Here is a 13022-nt window from a genome sequence, read left to right as displayed (position 1 = left end):
GCCTGCTGATGACCGAAGCTTTATTCCTTTCCCTGCATGAATTTTGCCTTGCCATGCCGTATAGTCGTTTTTTTCTTCCTTACAAATGGACTCCGTTATGAACGCTATCGATCGCCTGCTGGGCATCATGAAAACCCTGCGCGATCCGCTAGCTGGCTGCCCGTGGGATCGTGAGCAGACCTTTGCCAGCATCGCGCCTTACACCCTTGAAGAAACCTATGAAGTGCTGGACGCCATCAGCCGCGAAGATTTTGACGACCTGCAGGGCGAGCTGGGCGATCTGCTGTTTCAGGTGGTGTTCTATGCGCAGATGGCGCAGGAAGAAGGGCGCTTTGACTTTAATGCCGTTTGCCAGACCATCAGCGACAAGCTGGAGCGTCGCCATCCGCATATCTTTGGCGATGCGCAGGTTCGCGACAGCAAAGAGGTGCTGGTGAACTGGGAAGCGATTAAAACGCAGGAACGTGCCGGTAAAGCGCAGCACTCGGCGCTGGACGATATTCCTCGCGCGCTGCCCGCGCTGATGCGCGCGCACAAAATCCAGAAGCGTTGCAGCAACGTCGGCTTTGACTGGCATACGCTTGGCCCGGTGCTGGACAAAGTTTACGAAGAAATTGATGAAGTGATGCACGAAGCCAAACAGGCGGTCATCGACCAGCAAAAGCTGGAAGAGGAGATTGGCGATCTGCTGTTTGCCACGGTTAATCTCTCGCGGCATCTGGGCAGCAAAGCGGAAACGGCGCTGCAAAAAGCCAACGATAAATTCGAGCGTCGCTTCCGTCAGGTAGAAGAAATTATCGCCGCACAGGGATTGCCAATGCAGGAGGCCACGCTGGAGCAAATGGAGGCCGCCTGGCAGCAGGTGAAGGCGAAGGAATAGCAGGGCCTGAAAAGGGAAAATCTGTTTCTCCCGTCCGTTAGCCCGTCTTTCGCGGCGGGCCAGCGCGCCCCTTTTGTTTTTTTCGCTTTGCTATCCTGGCAGCGGTCGGATTATTCCCTCGTGGCGAATAACTCGCTGACTCGATTCAACAAAAGTGTGATCGCAATCAACTTCAGCACGCAGAGAATCGGGTACTCTCGTGACGGTCAATACGATGGCTGGCACATAACCGGAAACGATTAATTGTGGCATGCAGGGGAATCCCGTATACTGTTTTCCCGTCCTGGTTATTCCATCGTCTTTAAACCTACTTTCTCAGGTTCAGCATGACAACGAACTATATTTTTGTGACCGGCGGGGTCGTATCCTCTCTGGGTAAAGGCATTGCCGCAGCCTCCCTGGCCGCCATTCTTGAAGCACGTGGTCTTAATGTGACCATCATGAAGCTGGACCCATATATCAACGTGGATCCGGGTACCATGAGCCCTACTCAGCACGGCGAAGTCTTCGTCACCGATGACGGTGCGGAAACGGATCTCGATCTGGGCCACTATGAGCGCTTCATTCGCACCAAAATGAGCCGCCGCAATAACTTCACCACTGGCCGTATCTACTCGGAAGTGCTGCGCAAAGAGCGTCGCGGCGACTATCTGGGCGCGACCATTCAGGTGATCCCGCACATTACCAACGCCATTAAAGAACGCATCATCGAAGGTGGCGAAGGTCACGACGTGGTACTGGTGGAAATCGGCGGCACCGTCGGCGACATCGAATCCCTGCCGTTCCTTGAAGCGATCCGCCAGATGGCGGTTGACGTTGGCCGTGAGCACACCATGTACATGCACCTGACGCTGGTGCCTTATATGGCGGCGGCGGGTGAAGTCAAAACCAAGCCAACCCAGCACTCGGTGAAAGAGCTGCTCTCTATCGGCATTCAGCCTGACGTGCTGATCTGCCGTTCAGACCGCGCCGTGCCGGCCAACGAGCGGGCGAAAATCGCGCTGTTCTGTAACGTGCCGGAAAAAGCGGTTATTTCGCTGAAAGACGTTGATTCTATCTATAAAATTCCGGGTATGCTCAAATCGCAGGGCCTGGATGACTATATCTGCAAGCGCTTCAACCTGAACGCGCCGGAAGCGAACCTGGCCGAATGGGAACAGGTTATCTATGAAGAAGCCAATCCGGGCGGCGAAGTCACCATCGGCATGGTCGGCAAATATGTTGAGCTGCCGGATGCCTATAAGTCGGTGATTGAAGCGCTGAAGCACGGCGGCCTGAAAAACCGCGTAACGGTCAACATCAAGCTGATCGATTCGCAGGATGTGGAAAGCCGTGGCGTAGAAATTCTGAAAGATTTGGATGCTATCCTGATCCCTGGCGGCTTCGGCTACCGTGGCGTGGAAGGCAAGCTGATGACCGCTCGCTACGCGCGTGAAAACAATATTCCTTACCTGGGCATCTGCCTGGGGATGCAGGTCGCGCTGATGGAGTTCGCGCGTAACGTAGCCGGTATGGCGGATGCGAACTCAACGGAATTTGTGCCAGACTGTAAGTACCCGGTCGTGGCGCTGATCACCGAATGGCGCGACGAAGAGGGCAACGTTGAAGTGCGTTCTGAGAAGAGCGATCTGGGCGGCACCATGCGCCTGGGCAGCCAGCAGTGTCAGCTGACGCCGGACAGCCTGGTGCGCCAGCTGTATGGCTCTGACACCATCGTTGAGCGCCATCGCCACCGCTATGAAGTCAACAATATGCTGTTAAAGCAGATTGAAGCGGCCGGATTACGCGTTGCCGGGCGTTCTGGTGACGATCAGCTGGTCGAGATCATTGAGATCCCGAACCATCCGTGGTTTGTTGCGTGTCAGTTCCACCCGGAATTCACCTCAACGCCGCGTGACGGTCATCCACTCTTCGCCGGCTTCGTTAAGGCAGCCAGCGAGCACCAGAAGCGTTTGGCGAAATAAGTAGTTTTCATGGCAGCGCGCGAATTTATACTTGCCAGGTTTTGAGCTGAAGCAAGGCGGCTATCGAGTGGATCCCCGGCGCTTACTTTAGTAAGTGACCGGGGTGAGCCAGCCAGCACCGCTCCGGCTCGAAAGATAAGAACTATTTTCGCGCGTTGTTTGTCTGAGTTTTAAGTTAACTTGTACTGAGGAAAAACTAATGTCCAAAATCGTTAAAGTCATCGGTCGCGAAATCATCGACTCTCGTGGCAACCCGACCGTTGAAGCAGAAGTGCATCTGGAAGGCGGTTTTGTCGGTATGGCGGCCGCACCATCAGGCGCTTCTACCGGTTCCCGTGAAGCGCTGGAACTGCGTGACGGTGACAAATCTCGTTTCCTGGGTAAAGGCGTGACCAAAGCCGTTGCAGCCGTTAACGGCCCAATCGCTGACGCGGTAACCGGCAAAGATGCCAAAGACCAGGCAAACATCGACAAGATCATGATCGATCTTGACGGCACCGAAAACAAATCCAAATTTGGCGCTAACGCCATTCTGGCCGTTTCTCTGGCTGCGGCTAAAGCTGCTGCTGCCGCTAAAGGCATGCCGCTGTATGAGCACATCGCCGAGCTGAACGGCACCCCGGGCAAATTCTCTATGCCGCTGCCAATGATGAACATCATCAACGGCGGTGAGCACGCCGACAACAACGTCGACATTCAGGAATTCATGATCCAGCCAGTAGGCGCGAAAACGCTGAAAGAAGCGATCCGCATGGGTTCTGAAGTGTTCCACACCCTGGCAAAAGTGCTGAAGTCTAAAGGCATGGGCACCGCTGTAGGCGACGAAGGCGGCTATGCGCCAAACCTGGGCTCCAACGCCGAAGCGCTGGCCGTTATCGCGGAAGCGGTAAAAGCAGCAGGCTACGAGCTGGGCAAAGACATCACGCTGGCGATGGACTGTGCGGCTTCTGAATTCTACAAAGACGGCAAATATGTACTGGCTGGCGAAGGCAACAAAGCCTTCACTTCCGAAGAGTTCACTCACTTCCTGGAAGATCTGACCAAACAGTACCCAATCGTCTCTATCGAAGACGGCCTGGACGAATCCGACTGGGACGGCTTTGCCTATCAGACCAAAGTGCTGGGCGACAAAATCCAGCTGGTGGGCGACGACCTGTTCGTGACCAACACCAAAATCCTGAAAGAAGGTATCGAGAAAGGCATCGCTAACTCCATTCTGATCAAATTCAACCAGATCGGTTCTCTGACCGAAACCCTGGCTGCAATCAAAATGGCGAAAGACGCGGGCTATACCGCAGTGATTTCTCACCGTTCAGGCGAAACCGAAGACGCAACTATTGCCGACCTGGCAGTAGGTACCGCAGCGGGCCAGATCAAAACCGGTTCTATGAGCCGTTCTGACCGTGTTGCCAAGTACAACCAGCTGATCCGTATCGAAGAATCGCTGGGCAGCCGTGCGCCGTTCAACGGTCTGAAAGAAGTTAAAGGTCAGTAAGCTGACGTTTTCCCGGCCTTAAAGGTCGGGATGATCTGAAAGCCCCGTCTCTGGACGGGGCTTTTTTATTGGCTATTTACCGGCCGTCACGCTTAGCCTTTCAGTTCAACCTTCAGGTTTTTCGTGCTGCTGCCCAGGGTGCTCGCATCATCGGAAGGGATAACATAGCCCTTGTCGGCGGCCACATGCTGCCGGTAATAATCCACTACCGCCGCGTCCTGCTGGTTTGAAGTCGTGGATTTTTTCAGGCCATAAACGTTGCCGTCCGCGTCTTTCGCTTTAATGCCGTCGGGCGCGTTTGAAACCAGATCGTCCAGCGTCCCGGAAACCCTGCCGTCGCCCTTCGCGGGGCCAATGGTCATGGCCGCGTTATTGCCTTCGATATAGCTGACGTCGTAATAAGTCTGTCCGCTGCCGCCGTCAAATTTCACCTCGCCCAGCGTCGCGTTGGCGCCGTCGCCTGCGGTGCTGCGGAAATTGCCCGACCAGTTGGCCTCAAAGTTCTGCGTTTTGGTTTCGCCCGGTTGCAAGGTGAGATCGTCAGGCCTGGCGCTGCCGTCGGCGTTGGGCGTAAAGGCGATGGTCATGGGCTTGTCGCCTTTGTTTTCAAACGTCAGGCTGTTTTTGGCAGGATCGAGCGCTGTATTGCTGTTTACCGCCTGGCTGCTGCTGGTGGATGAGGCGGCCGTAACGTCAGCGTTTGCGGCCGTTGTGGTCTGCGACGGCGCGGCGGTTCCGTTGGCTAAGGGCGTGGTCGAAGGGCCATTAGCGACCGCTGGCGAGGCGGCGTTGATGCGTTCGGGCGAAGCGTGTGCCTTATTCACCTGCTGCGCCAGCGAATCGATAGCGGACAGCGCCGTCTGTAACAGTTTGCCAATCTGCTGCATAAACTGATTAAACGAAGAGCTGCCCGCGTCATCCTGCCCATTTTTACTCAGCTCCGGCAGATTACTGGTCGCGGGCGAGCCAAAGCTGATGCTGCCCGTGCGCGCGGCCTGCGCGCCGGACTGCTGCTGAGGCGGCTGGAACGCGCTCGACGCCTCGCTGCTGGCATTCAGCAGTACGCGATTCAGTAAACTGCTGATGGGCATGTTCATAGGATTACCTCAGAAAAGAGTGATGAGGTTAGGTGGGATAAAAAGTTGCCGGGTTCCCCCGCACAATGTGATTTGGTTAAAAAGCCGCTATCTGTCATACTTTGCGCCCTTATTTTTACAGTCAATTGAGAGCGTGATGCAGTACCCGATTAATGAAATGTTCCAGACGTTGCAGGGCGAAGGGTTTTATACCGGCGTTCCGGCAATTTTTATCCGCCTGCAGGGATGCCCGGTGGGCTGCAGCTGGTGTGATACCAAACACACCTGGGATAAGCTGGCCGATCGGGAAACCTCGCTGGGCGATATCTTGCTGAAGACGGTGGAAACCGATGCATGGGGCGCGGCGGACGCGGAGGCGTTACTGGCGGTAATTGCGCAGCGCGGCTGGACGGCCCGGCACGTGGTGATTACCGGCGGCGAGCCCTGCATTCACGATCTGACGCCGCTGACCGAAGCGCTGGAGCAGCAGGGCTTCAGCTGCCAGATTGAAACCAGCGGCACGCATCGGGTGCAGTGCAGCGAAAAAACCTGGGTTACCGTTTCGCCTAAGGTCAATATGCGCGGCGGCTATGATGTGCTGAACCAGGCGCTGGTTCGCGCTGATGAAGTGAAGCATCCGGTGGCCCGTCAGCGCGACGTAGAGGCGCTGGACGCCCTGCTGGCGACGCTGAGCGACAGCAAGCCGCGTATCATTGCCCTACAGCCGATCAGCCAGAAAGACGACGCGACCAAACTTTGCATTGAAACCTGCATCGCGCGCAACTGGCGCCTGTCGATGCAGACACACAAATACCTGAATATCGCCTGATAAAAAAAGGCGGCACCGAGGCCGCCTTTTTAGTTAATCCCTGTCATTGTTATCCATAGGCTTCGGCGACCTCTGCCGCCAGAGCATCAGCCTTTGTAAACGCAGCCCGCCGTGCAGGTCTCTTTGATCATCACGGCGCTGAGCAGAGGCAGCGTCGGCTTCATCCGATCCCAGATCCATTTTGCCAGCACTTCGCTGGTCGGGTTTTCCAGCCCTGGGATCTCGTTCAGATAATAGTGATCCAGCCTGTCGTAAAGCGGCCTGAAGGCCGCCTTCAGTTCGGCAAAATCCATGACCCAGCCGGTATGCGCGTCCACTTCGCCGGTGATTTCGAGCCGCACCAGGAAAGAGTGCCCGTGCAGGCGGCCGCATTTATGGCCTTCCGGCACGTTGGGCAGGTGGTGAGCCGCCTCGAATTGGAAATCTTTAAACAGCGTGGTAGCCATATGACAGTCTCGGTTATTTCTCAAAAAAACGGGCGAAGTCTACCTGAAAAAGCCTTTTTTCGCACCCGTTTCCCGGCCAATCCGCACATCCTGGCCCGTAGCAAAAGCGTCTTCTGACTAAGTTCATAATAAACAATAAGTTAATTAACCGGTTTCGCCGCTATCGCTTACTTGTAAAACCGTTTAGTCATTTTGGTTATTTTATATTACCAACCCTTCTTTAAGGGTTATTATGCCAGTCGTTACCCTAACGTTATCTTGCTGTCTTTACGGCCCTGACCACCGATACTGGAACTTTCAACGCAATGACGACTCAGGCACCTCCTGCTTCTCTGCTTCCGCTTAACCCGGAACAGCTTTCCCGCCTTCAGGCGGCAACCGGCGATTTCTCTACCACGCAGCTGGCCTGGCTCTCCGGCTACTTCTGGGGCATGGTCAATCAGGCGCCGGGCGCGGTAACCGCCAGCGCGCCAGCGCCGGTCGATGCGCCAACCATTACGCTGCTTTCCGCCTCGCAGACCGGCAACGCCCGTCGCGTCGCCGAGCAGCTGCGCGACGATCTGCTGGCGGCTAAGCTGAACGTGAACCTGGTCAACGCGGGCGACTACAAGTTCAAGCAGATCGCACAGGAGAAGCTGCTGGTCGTGGTTACCTCCACGCAGGGCGAGGGCGAGCCGCCGGAAGAAGCCGTGGCGCTGCATAAGTTTCTGATGTCAAAGAAAGCGCCGAAGCTGGCCGACACCGCTTTCGCAGTCTTTGGTCTGGGCGATACCTCTTATGAGTTCTTCAGCCAGGCCGGCAAAGATTTCGATAACAAGCTGGGCGAGCTGGGCGGCGAACGCCTGCTGGATCGCGTGGATGCCGATGTCGAATACGCGGCCGAAGCGGAACAGTGGCGGAAAAAGATTGTAGAGATCCTGAAGGCGCGCGTGCCGAGCGAATCGCCGGCCGCAGCGGCAGTCACCGCTACCGGCACGGTTAACGAAGTGCTTAGCAGCCCTTACACCAAAGAAGAGCCGCTGACCGCCAGCCTGGCCGTGAATCAGAAGATCACCGGCCGTAACTCGGATAAAGACGTGCGCCATATCGAAATCGACCTGGGCGATTCCGGGCTGCGCTATCAGCCGGGCGACGCGCTGGGCGTCTGGTATGAAAACGATCCTGCGCTGGTGCAGGAGCTGGTCGGGCTACTGTGGCTGAAAGGCAGTGAGCCCGTAGAGGTCAACGGCGCTACGCTGCCGCTCAGCGAAGCGCTGCAAAAGCATTTCGAGCTGACGGTCAACACCACGCAAATCGTCGAGCAGTACGGCAAGCTTAGCCGCGATGAAAATCTGCTGGCCCTGGTCGGCGATAAGAGCCGTTTGCAGCACTATGCGCAGACGACGCCGATCGTGGATATGGTGCGTCAGGCGCCAATCGAGCTGCGCGCCGAACAGCTGACGGCGCTGCTGCGTCCGCTCACGCCGCGTCTTTATTCTATCGCCTCTTCGCAGGCGGAGAGCGAAAGCGAAGTGCACATTACCGTCGGTGCGGTGCGCTATGACATTGATGGCCGCGCGCGCGCGGGCGGCGCTTCCAGCTTCCTGGCGGATCGGCTGGAAGAAGACGGCGAAGTCCGCGTCTTTATCGAACATAACGATAACTTCCGCCTGCCGGCCAATCCCGAAACGCCGGTCATTATGATTGGGCCGGGCACCGGCATCGCGCCGTTCCGCGCCTTTATGCAGCAGCGCGATAACGACGGCGCAGAAGGCAAAAACTGGCTCTTCTTCGGCAATCCGCACTTTACCGAAGATTTCCTGTACCAGGTCGAATGGCAGCGCTACGTGAAAGACGGCCTGCTGACCAATATCGATCTGGCGTGGTCGCGCGATCAGCAGCAAAAAGTTTACGTGCAGGACAAAATTCGCGCCAAAGGGGCGGAAGTGTGGCGCTGGATCCAGCAAGGCGCGCATATTTACGTGTGCGGCGACGCCAACCGTATGGCGAAGGATGTGGAGCAGGCCCTGCTGGAAGTGGTGGCGGAGCATGGCGGTATGGATACGGAAAGCGCCGACGAATTCTTAAGCGAGCTGCGTATCGAGCGCCGCTATCAGCGCGACGTCTACTAGCCGGCCCCGCCGGATATCCGGCGGCACTAACGAATATTAAAGAGAAAGCCTTATGAGCAATGAAAAACATCCTGGCCCGTTGGTGGTTGAAGGCAAGCTGACCGACGCCGAGCGCCTGAAAAAAGAGAGCAACTATCTGCGCGGAACTATCGCGGAAGATTTAGATAACGGCCTGACCGGCGGTTTCACCGGCGACAACTTTCTGCTGATCCGCTTCCACGGCATGTACCAGCAGGACGACCGCGATATTCGCGCCGAGCGCGCCGAGCAGAAGCTGGAGCCGCGTCACGCGATGATGCTGCGCTGCCGTCTGCCGGGCGGCATCATTACGCCGACGCAGTGGCTGGCTATTGATAAGTTCGCGGCGGACAACACGATTTACGGCAGCATTCGTCTGACCAACCGCCAGACCTTCCAGTTTCACGGCATCCTGAAGGGCAACGTCAAGCCTGCTCACCAGATGCTGAGCGAAGTCGGCCTGGATGCGCTGGCAACGGCGAACGACGTGAACCGTAACGTGCTGTGCACCTCGAACCCGATAGAATCCGAGCTGCATCAGGAAGCCTACGAATGGGCGAAAAAACTCTCCGAGCATCTGCTGCCGCAGACCCGCGCCTATGCGGAAATCTGGCTGGATCAGGAAAAGGTCGCCACCACGGATAAAGAGCCGATCCTGGGCGAAACCTATCTGCCGCGTAAGTTTAAAACCACCGTAGTGGTGCCGCCGCATAACGATGTGGATCTGCACGCTAACGATCTGAACTTTATTGCCATTGCCGAGAACGGCAGGCTGGTCGGCTTTAACCTGCTGGTGGGCGGCGGATTGTCTATCGATCACGGCAACAAAGCGACTTACGCGCGCACCGCCAGCGAGTTTGGCTATCTGCCGGTCGAAAAAATCCTCGACGTCGCGGAAGCGGTCGTCACCACGCAGCGCGACTGGGGCAACCGTACCGATCGTAAAAACGCCAAAACCAAGTACACGCTGGAGCGCGTGGGCGTGGAAACCTTTAAGCAGGAAGTGGAGCGCCGCGCCGGCCTGACCTTCGAGCCGATCCGCCCTTATGAATTCACCACGCGCGGCGACCGTTTCGGCTGGGTGAAAGGGATTGATAACAACTGGCATCTGACGCTGTTTATTGAAAATGGCCGCCTGCTGGACTATCCGGGCCGTCCGCTGAAAACCGGCCTGGCCGAAATTGCGAAGGTGCACAAAGGCGACTTCCGCCTGACCGCCAATCAGAACCTGATTGTGGCGGGCGTGCCGGAAGCGCACAAGCCGGCGATCGAAGCGCTGGCCCGCGAGCACGGCCTGATGGAAAACGTCACCGCGCAGCGCGAAAACTCGATGGCCTGCGTGGCGTTCCCGACCTGTCCGCTGGCGATGGCGGAAGCCGAACGTTTTCTGCCGTCGTTCGTGACCCGCGTGGAAGAGCTGATGACGGCGCACGGCGTGGGCGATGAGCATATCGTCCTGCGCGTGACCGGCTGTCCTAACGGCTGCGGCCGCGCGCTGCTGGCCGAGGTCGGCCTGGTCGGCAAAGCGCCGGGGCGCTATAACCTGCATCTGGGCGGCAACCGCATCGGCACGCGCATCCCGCGTATGTACCGTGAAAACATTACCGAAGATGAAATTTTAACTACCCTCGATCATCTGTTGGGTCGCTGGTCAAAAGAACGCGAAGCGGACGAAGGCTTTGGCGATTTCACTATCCGCGCTGGCGTGGTGGAACCTGTTCTCGATCCGGCTCGCGATTTTTGGGCATAACGGAGGCGCGAAATGGCTGTACTCGATCTCTCGGCACTGAATGCACTACCCAAAGTCGAACGCGTAATGGCGCTGGCGGAAATCAACACCAGGCTGGAAAAGCTGTCGGCACAGGATCGCGTTATTTGGGCGCTCGAAAATCTGCCCGGCGAGGCGGTGCTTTCTTCCAGCTTTGGCATCCAGGCGGCGGTGAGTCTGCATCTGGTGACCCAGGCGAAGCCGGATATTCCGGTGATCCTGACCGATACCGGCTATCTGTTCCCGGAAACCTATCAGTTTATTGACGAGCTGACCGATAAGCTCGGTCTGAACCTGAAGGTATTCCGCGCCGAACAGAGCGCGGCGTGGCAGGAAGCGCGCTACGGCAAGCTGTGGGAGCAGGGCGTGGAAGGTATCGAACGCTACAACGAGATCAACAAAGTTGAGCCGATGAACCGCGCGCTGGAAACGCTGCATGCGCAGACGTGGTTTGCCGGTCTGCGTCGCGATCAGTCCAGCAGCCGCGCCCATCTGCCGGTGCTGGCTATTCAGCGCGGCGTGTTCAAGGTGCTGCCGATTATCGACTGGGACAACCGCCAGGTTTATCAGTATCTGAAGGAGCACGGCCTGGGCTATCATCCGCTGTGGGATCAGGGCTATCTGTCGGTTGGCGATACGCACACCACGCGGAAGTGGGAGCCGGGCATGGCGGAAGAAGAAACGCGCTTCTTCGGCCTGAAACGCGAGTGCGGCCTGCACGAATAAGCCGCCAGCGGCGCGTTACCGAGGCAAAATTTCTGGCGCAGGGAAAGCGCCAGAAGAACCTGCAAAGAAAAGGCGCCGTTTCTGTCGTCAGCCGCTGTTTTTACTGCGGCTGACGCTTTTATGGTGTTGAATTAACCTTTTCCTTCCAGAAACGATTGCCCCTTTCCCGAAAACCTACAGTCCCACCAGCGCAGAAAAGTCCGCCGAGCCGCGCGTGACGTTCACTTTAGTGACCTCGTAATCCGCCACCTTCTGAAAAGCATCCTCTGCCAGAATACGATCCAGCCGAGCGCGATCGATATCCTTTATCAGGATCACGCCGCCGGTACGCGGATCTTTACGTCCGGCGGCAATAAAGGTGCCGTCGGCAAAGTAAGTATCCAGCCAGGCGATATGCGCATCCAGCGCCGCTTCCACTTCCGGCATCGGGCGGTTATAGGTCAGACTGACAATGTACATAGGCTTCCTTAAGCTTCAGGTTGAGGATTGGCTAACTCGCGGATCAGCGGCAGCAGGATTTTCACGCTGTCGCGCGTGCGGTGCGTGATGCGGCCAGGCAGCCAGCGATCGATCCAGGCTAGGTTATCGCAGCTGGCCTGCTGCTGACAGCTTCCCTGCGGAAAATGCACGTTACTGGTATGCACCCGATGGCCTTTTTTATCCCAGTTGGCAGCGCGAACGCTCAGCAATGGAATGCCTGCCTTATCAAACGTCTCTACCGCCGGTTCATTTTTCACCGCTTTGCCCAGCGTGGCGGCAGGAATATGCGCCGAGCGCGCCAGCGCCAGCGCCCGATCGCGCGTCTGCCGCGCCACCGGTTCAGGCGTGTTGGTGCCGCTGTTAAACCAGAGCCGGTTGCCCACGAGCAGATCGTTTAGTTTTATCACCAGCAGCGTGTTCTTTTTCTCTTCCGGCTTCATGCGGGCGAGATAATCCTCTTCGCCATGCAGCGCAGAAGCGCTTAGCGCCACAAAGCGCAGGCTGTAGTGCAGCGGCGTCGACTGTAAACGCTCCGCCAGCTCCAGCATCACCGCCACCCCGGAAGCGTTATCGTCCGCGCCCTGTAAAGTCAGGCCGCCGCGATTTTTTTGCCGATCGCTGTCGCTTAGCGGCAGCCAGGTATCGGCCTGCGCCAGAATAACTATCTGCTGCGGCACCTCGCCTGCGCGGGCGGCGATAACCGATGTCGCGATAACGCTGCGATCGCTAACGCGGCCATCCTGTGATTTATAGTGATAGTGCGCCGTAAAATCTCTTTTATTGCTCTCATAGCCCCACTGCTGAAACTGCTGTTGCAGATAGTCGGCGTTTAACATCTCGGCAGGACTGCCAGCCATACGCCCTGGAAAGTAAGTCGCGATATGGCGCAGCTGCTGTTCGGCAAGCTGACCTTCATTGGTCGCGGCGTGAAGCGGGGAAAGCACGCCCAGCGCCAGCAGGGCGCTCAGGCAAAGTCGGGAAAACATGTCACGTCCTTAATCGTCATCCTGTAACGAAACAGCGAAAATATTTTGCTGTCCCAGTATGAAAGTGTGACGGGCTCCGCACAATTACAATCCTTCTGAAAGCCCCTGAAATCGCTCCGCTAAGCACATTTTGTGCGTAGCTTTACCGTAACGTTATTCCATTCGGTAACTACTCATTCCAATTAGTAATTTCATAAGCCTCCGCCGCCGCCCTATAGTCGCGTTAACTTTTTGTTATTTAGC

The 13022-nt window shown here is 57.0% G+C and carries 11 protein-coding genes; 7 read left to right on the top strand and 4 right to left on the bottom strand.

Translation table 11 applies throughout. The annotated features are described in order from the left end of the window. Positions 1-97: 97 nt before the first annotated feature. The 3 genes from mazG (at position 98) to eno (ending at position 4339) form a co-directional block, all read left to right on the top strand. A complete protein-coding gene (mazG, locus tag ACMGEE_RS08230; protein WP_253458850.1) occupies positions 98-880 on the top strand; it encodes a nucleoside triphosphate pyrophosphohydrolase in 783 nt (260 codons plus the stop codon). Between the two features lie 326 nt (positions 881-1206). Then, positions 1207-2844, top strand: a complete 1638-nt coding sequence (gene pyrG, locus ACMGEE_RS08225) for a glutamine hydrolyzing CTP synthase (protein ID WP_253458853.1) — start codon at positions 1207-1209, stop codon at positions 2842-2844. 199 nt (positions 2845-3043) lie between these two features. After that, the gene (eno, locus tag ACMGEE_RS08220; RefSeq protein ID WP_253458856.1) at positions 3044-4339 is read left to right on the top strand and encodes a phosphopyruvate hydratase; all 1296 of its coding nucleotides are present in this window, start codon (positions 3044-3046) and stop codon (positions 4337-4339) included. A 92-nt stretch (positions 4340-4431) separates the two neighbouring features. Here eno and ACMGEE_RS08215 read toward each other — a convergent pair whose 3' ends face one another. Then, positions 4432-5436 carry a hypothetical protein gene (locus tag ACMGEE_RS08215; RefSeq protein WP_436829878.1) on the bottom strand — a complete coding sequence of 335 codons (1005 nt, stop codon included), beginning with the start codon at positions 5434-5436 and terminating at the stop codon, positions 4432-4434. Between the two features lie 136 nt (positions 5437-5572). Between ACMGEE_RS08215 and queE the strand changes: the two genes are divergently transcribed. Continuing rightward, complete coding sequence (gene queE / locus ACMGEE_RS08210) at positions 5573-6244, top strand: 7-carboxy-7-deazaguanine synthase QueE (protein WP_253458861.1); 672 nt, start codon at positions 5573-5575, stop codon at positions 6242-6244. A gap of 86 nt (positions 6245-6330) precedes the next feature. On the opposite strand, the gene queD is transcribed toward queE, so the two are convergent. Further along, complete coding sequence (gene queD / locus ACMGEE_RS08205; protein WP_125287429.1) at positions 6331-6690, bottom strand: 6-carboxytetrahydropterin synthase QueD; 360 nt, start codon at positions 6688-6690, stop codon at positions 6331-6333. Positions 6691-6995: 305 nt separating this feature from the next. Here queD and cysJ point away from each other — a divergent pair, with 305 nt between their 5' ends. Genes cysJ through cysH form a run of 3 tightly spaced genes read left to right on the top strand, consistent with a single transcriptional unit; the run spans position 6996 to position 11313 of the window. Next, positions 6996-8801 (top strand): NADPH-dependent assimilatory sulfite reductase flavoprotein subunit, encoded by a 1806-nt coding sequence (cysJ, locus tag ACMGEE_RS08200; protein WP_301252636.1) that lies wholly within the window; start codon positions 6996-6998, stop codon positions 8799-8801. Between the two features lie 52 nt (positions 8802-8853). After that, positions 8854-10569: an assimilatory sulfite reductase (NADPH) hemoprotein subunit gene (gene cysI, locus ACMGEE_RS08195; protein WP_253458867.1), complete on the top strand. Its 1716-nt coding sequence runs from the start codon at positions 8854-8856 to the stop codon at positions 10567-10569. A gap of 12 nt (positions 10570-10581) precedes the next feature. Beyond that, entirely contained in the window at positions 10582-11313 is a 732-nt protein-coding gene (cysH, locus tag ACMGEE_RS08190; RefSeq protein WP_253458870.1) for a phosphoadenosine phosphosulfate reductase, read from the top strand. A gap of 174 nt (positions 11314-11487) precedes the next feature. Here the strand turns inward: cysH and ACMGEE_RS08185 are convergent, their stop codons facing one another. Together ACMGEE_RS08185 and ACMGEE_RS08180 are read right to left on the bottom strand one after the other, a co-directional pair. Then, positions 11488-11772 (bottom strand): YciI family protein, encoded by a 285-nt coding sequence (locus ACMGEE_RS08185; protein WP_125287434.1) that lies wholly within the window; start codon positions 11770-11772, stop codon positions 11488-11490. A gap of 8 nt (positions 11773-11780) precedes the next feature. Then, on the bottom strand, positions 11781-12779 hold the full coding sequence (locus ACMGEE_RS08180; RefSeq protein WP_436829877.1) for an aminopeptidase: 999 nt from the start codon (positions 12777-12779) through the stop codon (positions 11781-11783). Between the last annotated feature and the right edge of the window lie 243 nt (positions 12780-13022).

Source organism: Erwinia artemisiae, from assembly GCF_051400835.1.
Taxonomy (GTDB): Bacteria; Pseudomonadota; Gammaproteobacteria; order Enterobacterales; family Enterobacteriaceae; genus Erwinia; species Erwinia aeris.
The sequence above is the reverse complement of the archived record's forward strand: the minus strand, read 5'-3'. Positions and strand labels throughout refer to the sequence as shown.